This is a genomic window from Pedobacter polysacchareus (assembly GCF_019802255.1).
GTDB classification, from domain to species: domain Bacteria; phylum Bacteroidota; class Bacteroidia; order Sphingobacteriales; family Sphingobacteriaceae; genus Pedobacter; species Pedobacter polysacchareus.
On the sequence record NZ_JAHYSS010000005.1, the window covers coordinates 345,165 to 362,757 of the forward strand.

Genomic DNA, 17,593 nt, shown 5'->3' on the forward strand with positions numbered 1-17,593 from the left:
TCCGCCGAAATCTGTTATTATCTCCAAACATAATCGCCGGCATTCTGGTTTTTAATTATATAAGTTTTAAGCAGGATTTTGTAAGTTACAGGAAAGAAAATACCTTATTTTTGTAATTGTTTTTTTAACTTCGGAGAGCTAGATTATGATGTTATATGTAAAGAATATGGTGTGCGACCGATGTGTGATGATTGTTCGTCAGCAGTTGGAGCAACTTCATTTCGAGGTAAAGGACATTACATTGGGTAAAGTGGAGGTGGCTCCGGATCCAACTGCCCATCAGTTGCAGGACATTTCAGCTACTATGGAGCTGCTCGGTTTTGAATTGATGGATAAGGAAAAGGATCAGCTGGTAGAACAGGTTAAAAATAAGGTGATTGAGTTGGTTCATTATTCAGATTTAAACGAGGTTCATCAGAGCCTGATTTCCATCATCGCAGATCGTTTGGATAAGGATTATGCTTATCTGAGCCGATTGTTTTCCGACGTAGAAGGCCTTACCATTGAGAAATATATCATTCAACAGAAAATAGAAAAGGTGAAGGAATTGCTGGAATATGGAGAGCTGAACCTGAACGAAATCGCTTATAAAATGGGCTATAGTAGCAGTGCGCATCTATCAGCGCAATTTAAATCGGTAACCGGTTTAAGTCCCAGTAAATATAAATCCTCTAGCTTAAACAAAAGGAAACCCTTGGATAAAATCAAATAAGCCTGCCGATTTTTGTAACATTACCTTTCGAATTACATTCTAAACTGGAAATATAAACACACAGATGCCTTTTTACAAACACTACTCATTTGATTTATGGCTGACATTGATCAAATCCAACCCGGCTTTTAAAACGGAGCGGACAAAATATTTTCATGCCCATTACAATTCCAGAAAGAAAACAATTGAGGAGGTGGCCTTAGTTTTCAGGCAGGTAGATTTAATGGTGAATGCCATTAATGAAAAGACTGGTAAAAATATCGATGCCGACGAAATGTATTTGATGGTCATCAGTATTATTAATGATTATTCAACAGAATTTCAAGGTGTAGACCTGGAGGGATTATACCTGGAAATGGAAAGCCTGCTGTTGAATAATATGCCTTTGATTTATAACGAATCCTCTTTGACCGTGTTAAGCGAACTGAAATCAACTGGGCTCAGTACTCTGAATATTTTAAGTAATACAGGTTTTATTAAAGGAAAAACACTCAGAAAAGTACTAAAACATTTGAAATTGGATGAATTCCTGGATTTTCAATTGTATTCAGATGAACTGCGTTTATCTAAACCTAATCCCGAATTTTTTCAAGTGATGCTGGATACCATTGATCGGGTAAAGCACCCTGAAATTGGTTTACATGAAATTATTCACGTCGGTGATAATCCTGTTGCAGATGTAAAAGGAGCGAAGGCGATGGGTATTCATACCTTGCTGATCAATTCAAATGATTTATTAATTTCACACTTACGCTCATGATCCCATATACTTACTCACTTCATAAAATAAACAATACCGTCGATTTCGGCTTTTCTGCGGATGATTACAGCAGGTTTAAGTTTGGTGATGATTTGGTTTCTAAAGCTTTTGGGAAAGATTTAGCCGCAGGCTTTATTAAATATTATTTGCAGGAAAATTTGATTACAGAGCAAATTGTGGTCATTTCCAGTCCTTTTTGTTTCATTCCGACGGCAACTTTTGCCATGAAAAATGCATTTGTATCACATTTAAACCGTTGGCTGGTAGCGCATGGCGGATTGGTGGTGCAGGAAGCAAAAGTACACCGAACCATCACGTATAAGGAAGATTACGGCGGACTAAGTGCGGAAGAAAGAATGAACCTGATTGGCAATGATTCTTTTCATATCGACAAAGATTTTTTAACAGGTAAGACGCTGCTTTTTCTGGATGACATCAAAATTACCGGCAGTCATGAGCGCATGATCCTTAAAATGGTAAAGGAATATGGTTTGAAAAACGACATCCACATGCTTTATTTTGCGGAGTTGGTGAATAAAGACATTCATCCGAATGTGGAGAATCACCTGAACTATCATTCTGTGAAATCAATATTCGACCTGGATGAGATCATTAAAAGTGGAAATTTTGCAGTCAATACCAGGATTGTAAAGTATCTCTTAAATAGCGATTTTGAAAATTTCTGCATTTTTATAGAAAAACAGAGTCTGGAGTTTCTGGAGAGTTTATACGACTTGTCCCTAGGGAATAGTTACCATACGATCCCTTCTTATGAGGAGAATCTGGATCATTTGAAAAATCACTTGCATCAACAAACTTTCAAAGTAATTTAGCACGCTAAAATTAATATCGAAGCTTCTGTATGAAAGTACAGGGGCTTTTTTTGTTTTCAATATGCTGATCAGGAGTGAGGCTGGATCCAATTGTCTAAACCATAGATGATAAAGTGTAACCTTATTTCAGTATAGTACAGATCATGTTTATTAAATTTTTATTAGCACCTTGATAGGTCCCTAATAGGACTAAATGATCTATCAACCAAGATTGATGGACCTGTTAAATCTGAAGAAATCACGAACACATCTTCATTCTTCCTATACTCATCGGAAATTGGATCTGCCGGTGATGGTCTTGAGAAGTGCAGATCAAAAACAATTGTCATAGGATCTTCAAATAGGTAGATCCGATACGAGAAAAAACCTATTTTTTACATTAAAAAGCTAGTTTTTTCACTTAAAAAATGATATTTTGCAGGTACTGATTATGGTGGTCAATTTTGAGAAATTGAATCTGTGAAACAGCAGATTTGTAGGGAAAAACAGACGCTTGAAGCAGTATTGTTAATTATTGATTATAATTTAAAATTGATGAAATATGGCAATTAATTTGCAAAAAGGACAAAGGGAGGGCATTGATGCTCCTAAATTTACGATCGGTCTGGGATGGGATACCAATAGTTCTACTACGGGTACTGCATTCGATTTAGATGCTTCGATTTTTATGCTAGATGAGCAAAAGAAATTAGTTTCTGATCAAAACTTGATTTTTTATAACAATCTGGTTTCTCCTGACGGTTCAGTAGAACATACTGGTGATAACTTAACCGGAGATGGCGATGGTGATGATGAGCAAATCAAAATAGATTTGACGAAAATAGACCCTAAAGTTAATGAGATTTGCGTAGTAGTCACCATTCATGATGCAGAAAACAGAAAACAGAATTTTGGCCAGGTGAGAAATTCTTTTGTTCGTATTTTTGATGCTTCCAGCAATGAAGTGATCTTGAAATATGAATTGGAAGAAGATTTTTCAATTGAAACTGCAGTAGAATTTGGTAGAATTTACAAGCGTGAAGGAAAATGGAAATTCGAAGCGGTAGGAATGGGTATGAAAGGTGGTTTACAGGATTATTTAAATAAATATCAATAAGAAATTATGGCAATTAATCTTCAAAAGGGACAGCGTATCAGTCTTGAAAAGAGCAACGGAAGCAAGCTTCAAAATATTTGTGTAGGAATTAACTGGGGTGCCATTGAGAAAAAAGGCATGTTTGGTTTTGGCAAAACAAAAGAAGCAGTAGATTTAGATGCAAGCTGTGCTTTGTATAATGATAAAAAACAACTGGTAGATGTAGTTTACTTCGGGAGTTTAAAATCTAAAGATGGTGCGGTAAAACATAGCGGTGATGATTTAACCGGTGATATGGGTGGTGATGATGGCCTGGATAATGAGGTGATTACCTTAGATTTCTCGCAGCTAAATCCAGCAGTAGAGTATGTAGCATTCGTGTTAAATAGTTTTAGAGGTCATGATTTTGGAGCTATTCCTTTCGCTTCTATTCGTATCTACGAAGGCAATCCGAAGCAGGTAAGAGAAGTGTTTGCAACATACGACATTGCAAATGGCGCAGGTTTTGCTGGTCATGTTTCCATGGTTTTAGGCGTGTTTTATAAGAGAAACGGAGAATGGAAATTCAATGCGATCGGAGAGCCTACTAAAGATAAGAAATTAGAAGAAACAGTGAATACAGTAACACAAAGCTATCTATAGACTCTAAAGGTAAAGGAACATTTTATTGAATTATGGAAATAAACCCGAATAATACCCAAAGCCTGACGCCTGTTCCAGTTAAACTGGATAAGGATGGAAATGTTGATTTGGCAACAATCAGCCCGGAAGAGGTGAAAAAATATAGTGAAATTAATAAATCACTTGTGCCTTCTGACGTGAATTCTATCTTGAATTATGGAGTAGAAGCGCAAAACTCTATGGAGAAATACAGTAATGATTTTTTATCATCTGTAAGAACCTATAACAGCGGTGATGTAGGTGGTTTGATTAATGAATTGCTAACTGAGCTGAATTATATTGATGTTACTGAGTTGGAACAGAGTGGTTTTAAATCTTTTATTTCAAAAATCCCTTTTCTAAAGAATCTGGTAGTTGACGTTAAAAAACTCTTTCAAAAATATGATGTGGTGGTCAATAATATTGACAAAATCACTAATAAGATTAAAGCTGGCCGTTTAAATTCTATCAAGGACAACAGTTCATTGCAAACCATGTTTGATAACAATGTGTCTTATATCCACCAGATGGAAGAACTGATTATTTCAGGACAATTGAAGTATGAAGAATTGAAATTGAAACTGGCGGAAATGGAAGGCAGGCCTGCTGATTTTGAGGACTATGAGATCGCTGATTTAAGAGATTTCGTAACCCGGTTGGACAGGCGTTTGGCAGATATGAAAATTGTCCGCTTTATCATGTTGCAATCATTGGCTCAGATTCGTGTGGTGCAGAATAACAATACTTCTATCGCTGAAAAAGCGCAGTCTATTGTATCTACTACCATTCCAGTATGGAAAAACCAGCTGACTATTGCCGTGGCTTTACAAAGACAAAAAGCCAATGTAGAGATGCAGAAAAAGATTTCTGATACGACCAATACGATTCTGCAAAAGAATGCAGAAATGCTGAAACAGAATAGTATTGATGTGGCGAAGGAAAATGAAAAAACAGTAGTATCATTAGATACGCTGAAAATGACTACGCAATCGTTGATCGAAACCTTGAATGAGGTGAAGAAAATTCATGAAGAAGGAGAGAAGAGCAGAAGAGTGTTGGATGGGGAATTGAAAACTCTGGAATCTGAATTGAAGAAAAACGTGACGCGCGTTAATTAAAAAAATCGATGGATGACCGCCGTAATTATATTTTAAAGGAATCCCGCGCAGAGATCAGCCGTTTACAGCTGCTCTCTGTGTTTTTTGAGGAGGAAGCGGTTTACAAAATTTACCTGCGCAGCCAGGTGATACATCAGTTATTTGAGCAAAATGAAGAATTGGATATTGATAAACTGGAACTTTTTCATGTCCAGTTTACCTCCAGTGTCATCGAGCTGCTTAGAAAAATAAAGAAAAATAATGAGAAGAATGTCAGCCTGATCTATGATGAAATAGAGCTGAATAAGGAGCTGATCGAACGAATGAGTAATTCTGTCTTTACAGATAAGAATTTTAAGCTGGACCAGCAGAAACAAGCCTTAAAAATCAATTTGTCTTTAAGGAAGCTTTTTGAGGTACTGTCTGAGTTGAGTACCGATTTTCCTTTTTCAAAAAATATCAATTCATTTAGCTCCAGATATGCTAAGGATTTTTATTATAACATTACTCCTGATCAGTTGAGTGAACTGATTCAATACGATCCTAAGAATGTGTATTTAAATATACATGCGACGATCGAACGAAAGTTAATGGGCACTCTTTGTAAGTACGATTTTAAAACGGAGTTTTTCTGCGGATTAAAGTCAGGGCAAATGATCATTGAGGTTTATAAGTTCCTGGAAGTGGATCGGTATTTTCTCTTTTTCCCCAACAGGAACCTCTTTCTTTTTTGTGATATGGAGGTATTAAAGGATATCGACTGGACGAATAACCTATCAGAAAAGGAAAAGATGATTCAGGAGCTTTCCTACAAAAATGATAAACTGGAAAGTAGTGCTGCAGCACTAAAAACCTATATTCCCAAGGAGATTATTGACCTCCTGGAGGAGAATTACCTGAAAATTTCAGATATAGATTTTTTGGAACATCTGAATAATTTTGATGTACAGGCTAATATTTTAAAGGCAATGCTTAAAACCGATCTTTTTTAGCATTTTTAACACAATAAAATTTTAAAACAACAATTTAACATGGATAATAATTTGATTAATCATCCCGGTGTGATCATCGGGTTTGCGGTACTGGTCGTCGTGATGCTGCTGCTGGATTTAGGCGTTTTTAATAAAAAGGTACATGCCGTAACCAGCAAGGAAGCTGCAATATGGTCTGTAGTATGGATTACATTATCTATGGCATTCAGCGGGGTAATTTATGTGACCTCCGGATTTGAGAAGTTTACTCAATTTCAATCGGCATACTGGATTGAGAAGGCATTGTCGGTCGATAACCTCTTTGTGTTTATCCTGGTATTTGGATTTTTTAAGGTACCTAAGGAATTACACCATAAGGTGTTATTCTGGGGTATTATTGGTGCCTTACTTTTCCGTGCAATCTTTATTTTCGCGGGTGTAGGACTGATTAACTTAACTTATTTACCTGAAATGACCGTATTTGGTGAGGTCATTCGCATCAATGTAGTCTTATTGATTTTTGGTCTTTTCTTAGTCTACGCCGGTATTAAATCCTGGGTGGCAGACGACGATGACGATGAAGAGAAAGACTTTAGTAAAAGTGCTGGTGCACGGTTGATTTATAAATTCTTTAAAGTATCAAAGGAATTTGATGGCGGTAAATTTTTTACTGTAGAAAACGGAATCAAAGTAGCTACACCTTTATTGGTAGTGGTTGCGGTAATTGAGTTTACAGATTTACTTTTCGCAGTAGATTCGATCCCTGCGATTTTTGCCATTGCTCCGGATGATCCATTAATTCTATATACGTCTAACATTTTCGCCATCCTGGGTCTAAGGGCCCTGTATTTCCTATTGGCTAATTTCATCCACATGTTCAGCTTATTGAAATATGGATTGGCGATTATTTTATCCTTCATTGGGGTTAAAATGGTGATTGCACCGTTCTATCATATTTCTTCACCACTATCATTGTCGATTGTAGGTGGGGTGTTGATTTTATCAGTGATTGCTTCTATTATTTTTGTACCAAAAGAGAAAGCAGCATAAGCTCAACATTAGTTCTATGGAAAAGGCCTGGGTTTTAATCAACTCAGGCCTTTCTTGTGATAAGATTTCTATATTTGAATCGGCATCTATAATGAGGCCCTGAAAACCAGTCACCATGCAATACCATTTAGAGATCAACCTTCCAGCAGACTTTTCTATCAGAGATAAGGAAAAGGCTATATTTGAGTTGTTGGAGGCTAATCAAGAGACTTTAGCATTCATGCTGCAAGGATACCATACAAAAGAAAAGGTGCGCCATGTCCTATTAAGGGCGGATAGTTTGAAGTTTGAGGGAGCAGGGAAGGGGAGTGTTACCGCTGTTTATCAGCTGGAAGAATATAACGTATGCAGTGCCATTGATCGAACCGATATGGAAACGATGATCCTCAGTTTCATCATTGATGAACTGCGTAATACATTGAAAGTATCAGGTGTTTTTATCCCGGAACGCGAGCCAGATTCCTTTTAATTTTGGACATAAAAAAACCGGCAATTGCTTGCCGGTCTTCATTCTTATGAATTGATTAAACTAGTACAATGTAAATTCTACTCTTCTGTTCTGTTGACGGCCAGCTGCAGTTTTATTGGTTGCAATTGGTTGGTTTGGACCGTAACCTACTGCCTCAATACGTGAAGCATTAGCGCCTTGAGAAACTAAGTAAGCTTTAACTGCTTCAGCTCTGTCTTTCGATAAACGTAAGTTTAAAGCCATAGAACCAGTGTTATCTGTGTGACCAGCTAATTTAAGGCTGAAGTTTTTCTCTACTAATAATGCCGCAACACGGTTTAAAGTAGGGAAAGATTTATCACGAATGGTTGCTTTTCCTAAATCAAATTCTAAGTTTTTAATCGCCTCAGATACTACTTTACGATCAGCTTCTGTGATGATGATTTTTTCTTTGATGATAGGAGCTACTGCAACGAATGGACATCCTGAACCATCAACAACTGTTCCTGATGGAGTACCAGGGCATTTGTCAAATTTGTTTGCTACGCCATCTCCGTCGTCATCTCCCATTTCTTTAGCATAGATTTCTCTATCTCTTGCCGCTTTTTGTTCAGCTGTAGACAATGCATTTCTTAATGCTGCACTCTCTTCTGCACTTTCATTACGTAAGTTAGCTAATGAGCTGTAGTTTTGTAATTGTGGTTTTGATTTACTTCCCAATGCAAATTCAATACCTGCATGTCCGTAAGAGAATTTATCAAATTTACCAGTATTTAAACCGTCAAATTCTGCAGTTTTTGTGAAGTTTACATCATAACCGAAGTCTAAGTTAATACCCTTAGCTACGCCTAATTTGAAACCTGCACCTACAGGGATAAAATATCCGTCTTTGTAATGGTTCTGTACTGTTACTGTACCGTTTGATGTTTCAGCACCTGAAGACATATAACCCACACCACCTTTTACGTAAGGGATCAATACTGCATTTTCGTTGTTAATGCTGATATTAGCCAGGTTATAAACTGCTGTTAAAGCTGCAGACCATTCCAGGTGAGTTTCAAAAGTATTGTTGTTACCTAAATATTGAGGTGTTGTACCAAGTGTATTTAATGGTCCTGAGCCTTTTATTTTACCAGCAAGGAAATCTGCTTGTAAGCCTAAAGCTGGAAGGATTTGTTTCTTGATATACCCACCGTAACCTAGTGCTTCTCTAGCGCTATTGTAATCTCTAGTTGCACCATTGAAAATAGTGTTTGAACTCAGGACACCAGCATGACCACCAATAGACCAGGTGCGAAACTCTTTTTTTCCGAAACGGCCAGTAGTTTCAGGAGTTGTATCTTGTGCGAATAATTGCGATGAAGCACCCAATAGGGTCACTACCATTGCGGCTTTTGTAATGTTGGATTTCATATTCTTTTTCAATTAGATAATGCGTTCTTCAATTGTTGAACTACAATCCCCCTTGAAATAATCTTGCCAAACACATTTTAGCGCTTAAATATTTAAGAATATGTTAATAATGAGTTAGTTATTGGTCTTTTGGAAAATGGCTGAATTTCCATAAATCGGGATCAACGCTTTAAGATTGTGTATAGTATTTTAGACATTTATTATAAATCGAAAACTTCTCCGAGCTCTGGAATGCTGACTTTATAGTTGATTTCCCGCAATGCTTCAGCAAGACTTTGCGTGCTTTTATCTTCGCCATGAACTAAAAACACCTGTTTTAACAGCGTAGAATCTTGCTGTTTGACAGTATTCACCAAATCCTGGTGGTCCCCATGCCCGCTCAAAAGATCTGTTTTTTGAATTCCAGCATACACCATTAAGTCCCGGTTCCTTAATCTTACTATAGAATCTCCACGAAGTAAGCGGTGGCCTAATGTGCCTTTTGAACAATAGCCGATGAATAGGATGGTGCAATAATAGTTTTGTATATTATAATATAAGTGGTCTTGTATTCTTCCACCTTCCAGCATTCCCGCCGAAGAAATGATGATACAAGGTTCATGGTAATTGGAAATAGAAATACTTTCACGTTTATCCTGTACATAAGAGAGCCCCTCAAACTCAAACTCATCTCCTTTTTGTTTATAAAATTCCTGAGCCTCTTGATTTAGTAAATGATGATGTCTGCGGTAAATAGCGGTAGCAGACTCCGCCAGGGGGCTATCTACAAATATTTTTACGTAAGGAAGTAAGCCTTTACTGAAGATTTGATTTAAGGCAAATACGAGTGCCTGTGTTCTGCCTATGCTAAAGGCTGGAATGATTAACCTCCCAGGGGATTTAATACAGGACTCCTGAATGGTGGTCACCAGTTTTTCCTCCAGGCTCATTTCTTTGCTGTGGAGCCTTCCGCCATAAGTAGATTCGGAAACCAGATAGTCAACTTGTGGAATGGGTTCAGGATCGGATAATACAGGATAGTTACTCCGGCCAATATCACCGGTAAATGCTATTTTCTTAGTAATTCCCTGATCTTCTACGGTCAAAACAACTGCTGCTGCGCCAAGCAGGTGACCTACGGGGATAAATTCGAGACTGACCTCCGAATTGAGGCGGAATGGTTTATGGAAGTTAAGGGTCACAAAGCGGTCAACCGTATCCATAACGTGTTTATGCAGATAGAGTGGCTGTGGACCTGGTCCTCTTTTTCTACGTCCTTTACTTGGCTTGCTCTGTTTACTTAGAAAAATGTTAACAGAATCAAGTAAAAGCAATTCCGTGAGGTCGGCAGTAGGTGGGGTACATAAGATCTGGCCTTCAAAGCCCATTCTGATTAGAGTTGGCAGATTTCCAGAGTGGTCAATATGAGCATGGGTAAGGATCACTACATCTATAGCGGCAGGATCAAATGGAAAGTATTGGTTCTCTTCCTGATAAGTCTCTTTCTCATAATCCAGACCACAATCTACCAATATTTTGTAATCTTCTAATTCCAGCAGATGCATGCTCCCTGTTACCTGTCTTGCTGCTCCCCAAATGGTCAATTTCATATTCCGGTATTCCTTAAATGCAGCAATATATCAATTTAAAATTTATTGCGATCCATCCATTCCGAAAAATCAGCGATCCGGTATTGGTATTGCAAGGCCGTATTGGAAGGTGCTCCGGAAACAATTTTCCAATTTAATAATTCATCATTGAAGGCTGGTAAAGGCAACTGAGCTTGTTGTGCAGCTTTAACATAAAAGACTTGTTTACTGGGATGGTCAGGACTGCATACATTATATATGTGACCAAAGGCAGCCTGCTCAATCAAGGCCAGCGTAAATTCTACACAGTCTTCCTGATGCACCAGATTTACCGGAGCCCGTCCGTTTGGAATGTTCTGTTTTCCGGCAAAGAACCTTCCTGGATTTCTCCCCGGGCCGATTAATCCGGCAAAACGCAGAATGGTGGTGGTAAAAGAAGGATTGGCGCTTAACCATTGTTCTGTTTCCAGCATGGCTTTACCGGAAGCAGTATCAGGTATTGCCGGACTTAAGCTGGTTATTTCCGCATTAGCTTCTCCGTAAACAGCAGTGGAACTGATAAAGATCACCTGTGGTACTTTTTGAGCTTGAGCTAATGTCGCTATCTTTTGGATTTTCCCTAAAAAGGAGGCCTGTTCGGAAGTATTTCTTTTAGGAGGTATAGCGATCAGCAGAAGGTCTGTTTGGAAAAACTCTGGATGACTTTCTATGGCATCCTCCTGAAAATTGAGCAGGAAAGGTTGGATAGATAGGGAAGAAAGCAGTTCCATTTTCTCCAGACTGGTGCTGGACCCTTTTACCTGGTAGCCGGCAGATAGGAGGCGCTTAGCGAGCGCTAATCCATACCAGCCACAGCCAAGAATGCTGACGGTCGGTTTTTTGATTACTTTTGAGTTAGTTTGCATGGGAATGCGTTGCTGGTTAAATAAAAAAGGGGTAATGCCTGAGCATACCCCCTTTATACAATGAATGTAAAGACTAAAGAACGGTTACGTTTGAAGCCTCAGGACCTTTTTTTCCTTCATTCAATTCGAATTCTACGCTGTCTCCTTCATTCAATTCTCTGAATGAATCTCCTGCAATCGCAGAAAAATGTACGAAAATATCTTTTCCTCCATCTTCTGGAGTTATAAATCCAAACCCTTTTGCAGAATTAAACCATTTAACTTTTCCTGTTGTACGCATATTATTATATATATATTTCGAGGTGAAAATAATGAATTGAATATTAATATCAAAATCTTAAAGTGAGGGTGGAGCATATTTTAAATATAGGAAATTTTATTTTGTTAAAACCTATCTTAGAGGGACTTGTTAATTTATCGAGGCGATGATCAACCGGTAATTCGCTTTCATTTTGGTTCACTACCCAGGCTATGGTCTGGTACTGATGTGATTTAACTCCTTAATGTTAGCCCAGTATCTTTTGATATCAGCTGGAAACTTGTTCCAGATAGTAAAATTGCAGGGGTAGTTTAATGGTAGTAATTAAAGAATTATAGGCACAATATGATGAATTACAGGAAAAATCAGCTGAGCAATAGAATTTATGAGGAAAAAAATAACCTTGGTTTAGATGCCGATGGTTCTTCTGAAGATTTTTCATTTAATGGTTATTTGAATAGCGACCATGAAAGAGTGACGGGGAATCCCGATGGGGAAAATGACCTGAAGTATCCGAACTTTCCAGCGGAACGGAGTTCATTAATGGACAAATAAAACTGCACAGCATGAGCCGTATTTATTGGTCCGAAAAGATGCTTTAAAAGCTGATTTGGCGGTGTAACACGCATTTCGACAGTTCGAATAGTTGTAGAAAAATGCCCACAATGGGGCGTTTATTGGGAAAATAAACCTCCTTTAATTTAAGGTTTATCAAATCATCAATCATATTTTTAATATAGAAAATAGGTCTCAATTGGCTTAGGCCTGAGTTTATGAGTTTATTTTTGCCTTCATTTCCGAAAAATACAGGCTTGGCTTGGTTTTTTCCTTTAATATCTTGTTAAATTACAGGAAAATGCGCCTTTTATATCCCTTATTGTTAATAGTAATGGTTGCTTTTTTAAGCAGCTGTAAGAAAGACAATTCTTTAGATAGTCTTGATCATGTGATTTTAAAGCGTGAAGGGCTATTGAGAGTCGAATGTAGTAATTGCGAAGTGACGTATCAGGTCAATAGCAAGGACTATAAAGTAGGGATTGACCAGGGAAGCAATGATATGGCTTTTTATTACTCTGGTGATTTTGCCTTGGTGACAGAAGTACTTTCCAAAGAAGAACAAAAAATAAGGGTTTTAGTGGTCGATTCTTTCGGTCGGGTAGTGTCTAATGAATTGAATAAGTGGTCTGCTGGTGAACGCCGCAAGAAGACATTTGAGATAAATATTAAATAAATGAGCTGGTAGGAAATATGGAATGAAATAATTCCTGCTTTTTTTTAAATCAAAGAAAGTTTAATAAAGGTTTAACTAGAAAAAGCATTATGTTTACAGATAAAATCAGTAACAACAATAGTACAACCAGATCAACTGAAACAGATGACGCTCCATATTTGGATAAGTTTTTGTTGTGGAGTTCTGGCAAGACGCACACTAAAGAATACATGGAAAGTAAAACTAGTCACAGAAAAAGCATATTAATTGTAGATGACGAACTTAGTATTCTCAAGCTGTTGAGTTTCATTTTGGCCGCAGATTATGATTTAATCATTAAAAAAAGTGGGATAGAAGCAATTGCATGGTTAGAAGAAGGCAATGATCCTGACCTGATTATATCTGATTTGATGATGCCTTATTTTGATGGAAGTTCTTTAATCAGAAACCTTAAAATAAGTGGCTTCTATAGAAATACACCGGTAATCTTATTGTCGGGCGCCGAGGATCTTGCTGAAAAAGTAAAAAATATGCCGTTTAAAATAGACAGTTATTTGGAAAAACCTTTTAATCCGGCAACATTAAAAACGCAAATTGCTCAACTTATCGCATAATGAACACGTCTACAATTAATCGTCCTCAAATTAATGCTAAAATTGTGCATTTCGGAAAGCTCCTTAAAAGTGTGATTTCCGACGAATTTGATGCCAATGTAGAGCAAATGGATGATCCTGAAGATTTTAAGAGGTATCTGGATCAACAGTCTTTACTAACCCTGCCGGATATTATTTTAATTGAAGTGGATGATAACAAGAACTGCTTTGATCAGATTAGAGAAATTAAGAAGAACCCTCTACTTCAGGGATTGATCATTGTGCTGCTTGGCATCAAAGAAGATAAGAAATGGAGACAGCAAGCTTTGGAGCTGAAGGTAAATGATTATTATACCTATCCATTTCCTCTGGAAGATTTTTGTGAAAGACTTAATTTTTTAGTTAAATTTAAGTTAATCAAACCTAAATTAATGGAATTGGCTCAAACAGTAGAGGTGGAATACCAAACTCCCTTCGCAAAACGTGCATTTGATGTGATTGCATCAGGCATGGCACTGCTATTTTTATTTCCATTGTTCATCGTTGTCGCCATCTTAATCAAATTAGAATCCAAAGGCCCTGTAGTTTACAAGAGTAAAAGGGTAGGTGCAGGGTATCGCATTTTTAATTTCTATAAATTCCGCTCGATGAGAAGTGATGCAGATAAGATGCTTGATTCCATTGCTAATTTGAATCAATATGCCAATGAATCAGATAAAAAGAACGGTAAAGCGGCTTTTGTAAAGTTTAAAGACGATCCAAGAATAACGAAGCTGGGTGCATTTTTAAGGAAAACGAGTATCGATGAGCTGCCACAGTTGATCAATGTGTTTATCGGTGACATGTCGCTGGTAGGAAATCGCCCCTTGCCTTTATATGAAGCTGAGCAGCTGACCACCAATGAATGGTCTACCAGGTTCCTTGGTCCTGCAGGCTTAACCGGTTTATGGCAAATCAGCAAAAGAGGGAAGAAAGATATGTCTGAAACAGAACGCAAGGAGTTAGATAACTTTTACGCAGACAATTATTCGATATTACTGGACCTTAAAATTATATTGAAAACGATTCCTGCATTGATTCAAAAGGAACAAGTTTAGCCTCAACACATAATCTTAATTAGAAACAAAAAAATAAACGCTTAAATAAAATTCTCTTAACCACACTAAATCATGAAAAATCTATTTAAAATGGCATTAATTGTATTAATGTTTATAAGCCTAGATACTTACGCTCAGGAATCAATTATCGGCGATATTAAATATGCTGATTTGGAGAAATACATTGCATTAGCAAAACAGAATTACCCAAGAAGAAAAGCATTGAATGAGACCGTAACGAAGGCAAAAGCTGAATTGCCAATCACTGCGCTATCCTATCTGGATATATTTAATGCATCTTATTTCTACAGACCTGAAAAGAAATCAGTCATTGATCCTATAAATCCATATAATGTAAATGGATTCCAGTTCGGAATTAATGTGAACCTAGGTGCTTTCTTACAAAAACCATTCACTGCTAAAAAAGCTAAATCTGATCTGAAAATTGCACAATATCAGGCAGATGAATATGAACTTGCATTGGCTGTTGAAGTAAAAAGAAGATATTATGCGTATATTCAACAAATAAGCCAGCTGAAAATTTATACTCAAAGTGTTCAGGATAATAAGAATGTTGCTGATAATCAATTGTATAAGTTTGAAAAAGGCGAGATTACTTTAGATACCTATAATCAATCAAGAATTAACTTGACGAATGCGAATACAGCAAAAATTCAGTCAGAAGTAAATTTGCTCAATGCTAAAGATTCATTGGAAGAAATTATTGGTGTCAAACTTTCCGAAGTTAAATAGATAAATATTTTAGCCCCTGATAATGGATATAAAAGCATTTTTAAAAGTTCTTAATAAATATAAATGGTTATTGATTTTGGTGCCCATCACGGCAGCAGTCATTACTTTCTTTCTGGTAAAAAATCTTCCTAAGGAATACAGCTCTGAGGCACAAATTGCTACTGGACTTGTGGATCAATCTAAGCAAGTAGTTGGAGCTGGAACTCAGAATGCTGATTACTTTAAAATAAATCAGCAATTTTCTAATATCATTGAAAGAATGAAAATGAGAAGGATTATGAGTATTCTTTCTTACCATCTCATTCTTCATGATCTTGAAAATCCAAAAGAGGCTTTTAAGCCTTATAGCCCAAAATTGGATTCTCTTAATAATAACCAGCGCCAAGAGCTGATTCAGATTTTTAATGAAAAGCTACAGCAAAAGAGTGTGGTGACGATTCTGGACAATAAGGGCAAGTTTAAATTGTACGATATCCTGTCCTCTATGGGGTATAACAAAGAGGATATAGAGAAAAAACTAAACATTTACAGACCTGACAATAGCGATTTTATAAACGTTAATTACGTTTCTGAAAATCCTAAGCTTTCTGCTTTTGTCGTGAATACCTTAGCCTTAGAATTTATTAATAATTATGGACGGGATGTAAACACCAATCAAAATAATTCTATTCAGCTTTTGGACTCCTTGTTGAAAAAGAAGGAAGGTACAATGAACGACAAGAATGCTGCGTTAAAGGAATTTAAGATGAGAAATGGGGTGTTAAACCTCGACAAACAATCTGAAATTGTTTATACGCAGATTTCTGCTAATGAGGAGCGTAAGGCTCAAGCAATTAGAGAGATTCAGGCCAACCTGATGGCTATAGCCGATATTGATGCCAAATTGAATGGACGATCCGGCGATAGTTTTTCTCAAGGAAATTCTACGGTTGATAATAGAGCTATCGTGAACCTTAAGAACCAGTTGAAAGAGGCAAATGATGCATATATCGATGGTAATTTTAAAGTGAGCGATAAAAAAAGGATAGATTCTCTTTCCAGACTAATTGATCGTTTGAGTTCGAGGATTTCTGATGGTGATGTAACCAATCCTATAGCTTCAAGACAAGGTTTGATTCAACAAAAATTGGCTTTGCAAACTGCTGTGAGTCAGGCTAAGGGAAGTATCAAGTCTATTGACAATGAATTGGCAATGCTGAAAGCCAAATACAATAGCATGGTTCCATTTGATGCTGGTATTCAGAACTATGAACGTGATGCTGAATTGGCGACTAAAGATTATATGGCTTCTTTAGACTCTTATAATCAAACCCGTACTGAGCAAAATATTGCGTTAAAACTTCAGTTGGCTCAGGTTGGATTGGAAGGACCTCCAATGCCGTCAAAAGGGATTATTTATATCGGCTTAGCGGGAATAGCCAGCTTTTTTATCTGTTTCGTTGCCATCTTGATTATTTTTCTATTGGACAACACCATACGTGATTCGAGACAATTGGAGGCCGCAACAAGCTCAAGAGTGCTGGGCAGTTTAAATTATATGCATGATGCTGACCTTAGTATGAGGAATGTATGGAATGACAATAAGAATAATCCTGAATATACTGCCTACCGGGACCTGTTGAGATCACTGCGGTTTGAGATTTCTAATGCATTTGAAAGTGATGATACTAAGATTTTAGGGGTAACCAGTTTAAATGACAAAGAAGGTAAATCTTTTATTGCAAGTAGCTTGGCCTATTCTTTTGCCATGATTGGAAAAAAGGTATTACTGATCGGTGGGGAAACTGAGGTCGTAAAATCTAATTCTAAAGAATTGTCTTTAAGTCAGGATTTTGAAACCTTCCTGGTAAAAAGGCAAATTCAAACCGAAGATTTGATCACTGTTTTGAATAAAAACGATAACAATTCTTCCTTACTGGAAATGCAGAATGCTAAAAATCTGCGTGCTGGATTTGAAGTACTCAGAAATGAGTTTGATGTAATTATTATTGATGTGAACAGTCTTCATGATATTAATATCGCCAAAGAATGGTTACTGTTTACCGAGAAAAATATTGCCGTATTTGAGTCCGGAAAATCATTGGAAGACAGAGATAAAGAGCTGATTGCTTATATTAAGGACCAGCCAGGTTTTCTAGGTTGGGTTCTGAATAAGATTCAATTAAAGAAAATTAAATAGCATTTAAACA

Annotated in this window: 19 protein-coding genes; 15 read left to right on the forward strand and 4 right to left on the reverse strand. The window is 37.1% G+C overall.

The window, feature by feature from the left end; all coding sequences use genetic code 11:
- Positions 1-145: 145 nt before the first annotated feature.
- The 9 genes from K7X70_RS16065 to K7X70_RS16105 all read left to right on the forward strand — a co-directional run bounded on the left by K7X70_RS16065 (position 146) and on the right by K7X70_RS16105 (position 7,627).
- Positions 146-712, forward strand: a complete 567-nt coding sequence (locus tag K7X70_RS16065) for an AraC family transcriptional regulator (protein ID WP_222538007.1) — start codon at positions 146-148, stop codon at positions 710-712.
- Between the two features lie 64 nt (positions 713-776).
- Positions 777-1,472, forward strand: coding sequence for an HAD family hydrolase (locus K7X70_RS16070; RefSeq protein ID WP_222538008.1), 696 nt, complete (start codon positions 777-779; stop codon positions 1,470-1,472).
- Positions 1,469-2,305, forward strand: coding sequence for a phosphoribosyltransferase family protein (locus K7X70_RS16075; protein ID WP_222538009.1), 837 nt, complete (start codon positions 1,469-1,471; stop codon positions 2,303-2,305). The genes K7X70_RS16070 and K7X70_RS16075 overlap by 4 nt, the downstream gene beginning before the upstream one ends.
- Before the next feature lie 541 nt (positions 2,306-2,846).
- Positions 2,847-3,401, forward strand: a complete 555-nt coding sequence (locus K7X70_RS16080; RefSeq protein ID WP_222538010.1) for a TerD family protein — start codon at positions 2,847-2,849, stop codon at positions 3,399-3,401.
- Positions 3,402-3,407: 6 nt separating this feature from the next.
- Entirely contained in the window at positions 3,408-4,022 is a 615-nt protein-coding gene (locus tag K7X70_RS16085) for a TerD family protein (protein ID WP_222538011.1), read from the forward strand.
- Positions 4,023-4,054: 32 nt separating this feature from the next.
- Positions 4,055-5,158, forward strand: a complete 1,104-nt coding sequence (locus tag K7X70_RS16090) for a toxic anion resistance protein (RefSeq protein WP_222538012.1) — start codon at positions 4,055-4,057, stop codon at positions 5,156-5,158.
- Between the two features lie 8 nt (positions 5,159-5,166).
- On the forward strand, positions 5,167-6,129 hold the full coding sequence (locus K7X70_RS16095) for a hypothetical protein (RefSeq protein WP_222538013.1): 963 nt from the start codon (positions 5,167-5,169) through the stop codon (positions 6,127-6,129).
- A gap of 39 nt (positions 6,130-6,168) precedes the next feature.
- Positions 6,169-7,158, forward strand: a complete 990-nt coding sequence (locus K7X70_RS16100) for a TerC/Alx family metal homeostasis membrane protein (protein WP_222538014.1) — start codon at positions 6,169-6,171, stop codon at positions 7,156-7,158.
- Between the two features lie 115 nt (positions 7,159-7,273).
- Complete coding sequence (locus K7X70_RS16105; protein ID WP_222538015.1) at positions 7,274-7,627, forward strand: hypothetical protein; 354 nt, start codon at positions 7,274-7,276, stop codon at positions 7,625-7,627.
- 60 nt (positions 7,628-7,687) lie between these two features.
- On the opposite strand, the gene K7X70_RS16110 is transcribed toward K7X70_RS16105, so the two are convergent.
- From K7X70_RS16110 to K7X70_RS16125, 4 genes are all read right to left on the reverse strand, one after another.
- On the reverse strand, positions 7,688-9,019 hold the full coding sequence (locus K7X70_RS16110; RefSeq protein WP_222538016.1) for an OmpA family protein: 1,332 nt from the start codon (positions 9,017-9,019) through the stop codon (positions 7,688-7,690).
- Positions 9,020-9,219: 200 nt separating this feature from the next.
- On the reverse strand, positions 9,220-10,608 hold the full coding sequence (locus K7X70_RS16115; protein ID WP_222538017.1) for an MBL fold metallo-hydrolase: 1,389 nt from the start codon (positions 10,606-10,608) through the stop codon (positions 9,220-9,222).
- A 35-nt stretch (positions 10,609-10,643) separates the two neighbouring features.
- The gene (locus K7X70_RS16120; RefSeq protein WP_222538018.1) at positions 10,644-11,492 is read right to left on the reverse strand and encodes an SDR family oxidoreductase; all 849 of its coding nucleotides are present in this window, start codon (positions 11,490-11,492) and stop codon (positions 10,644-10,646) included.
- A gap of 73 nt (positions 11,493-11,565) precedes the next feature.
- The gene (locus K7X70_RS16125) at positions 11,566-11,772 is read right to left on the reverse strand and encodes a cold-shock protein (RefSeq protein ID WP_062548063.1); all 207 of its coding nucleotides are present in this window, start codon (positions 11,770-11,772) and stop codon (positions 11,566-11,568) included.
- Positions 11,773-12,096: 324 nt separating this feature from the next.
- On the opposite strand from K7X70_RS16125, the gene K7X70_RS16130 reads away from it, so the two are divergent.
- The 6 genes from K7X70_RS16130 to K7X70_RS16155 all read left to right on the forward strand — a co-directional run bounded on the left by K7X70_RS16130 (position 12,097) and on the right by K7X70_RS16155 (position 17,583).
- Positions 12,097-12,306 (forward strand): hypothetical protein, encoded by a 210-nt coding sequence (locus K7X70_RS16130; RefSeq protein WP_222538019.1) that lies wholly within the window; start codon positions 12,097-12,099, stop codon positions 12,304-12,306.
- A 415-nt stretch (positions 12,307-12,721) separates the two neighbouring features.
- Positions 12,722-12,982 (forward strand): hypothetical protein, encoded by a 261-nt coding sequence (locus tag K7X70_RS16135; protein WP_255607319.1) that lies wholly within the window; start codon positions 12,722-12,724, stop codon positions 12,980-12,982.
- Positions 12,983-13,071: 89 nt separating this feature from the next.
- Entirely contained in the window at positions 13,072-13,575 is a 504-nt protein-coding gene (locus tag K7X70_RS16140) for a response regulator (RefSeq protein WP_255607320.1), read from the forward strand.
- Complete coding sequence (locus K7X70_RS16145) at positions 13,575-14,651, forward strand: sugar transferase (RefSeq protein ID WP_255607321.1); 1,077 nt, start codon at positions 13,575-13,577, stop codon at positions 14,649-14,651. Before K7X70_RS16140 ends, K7X70_RS16145 begins: the two co-directional genes overlap by 1 nt.
- A 72-nt stretch (positions 14,652-14,723) precedes the next feature.
- The gene (locus tag K7X70_RS16150; RefSeq protein ID WP_222538021.1) at positions 14,724-15,404 is read left to right on the forward strand and encodes a TolC family protein; all 681 of its coding nucleotides are present in this window, start codon (positions 14,724-14,726) and stop codon (positions 15,402-15,404) included.
- A 22-nt stretch (positions 15,405-15,426) separates the two neighbouring features.
- Entirely contained in the window at positions 15,427-17,583 is a 2,157-nt protein-coding gene (locus K7X70_RS16155; protein ID WP_222538022.1) for an exopolysaccharide transport family protein, read from the forward strand.
- Positions 17,584-17,593 lie beyond the last annotated feature (10 nt).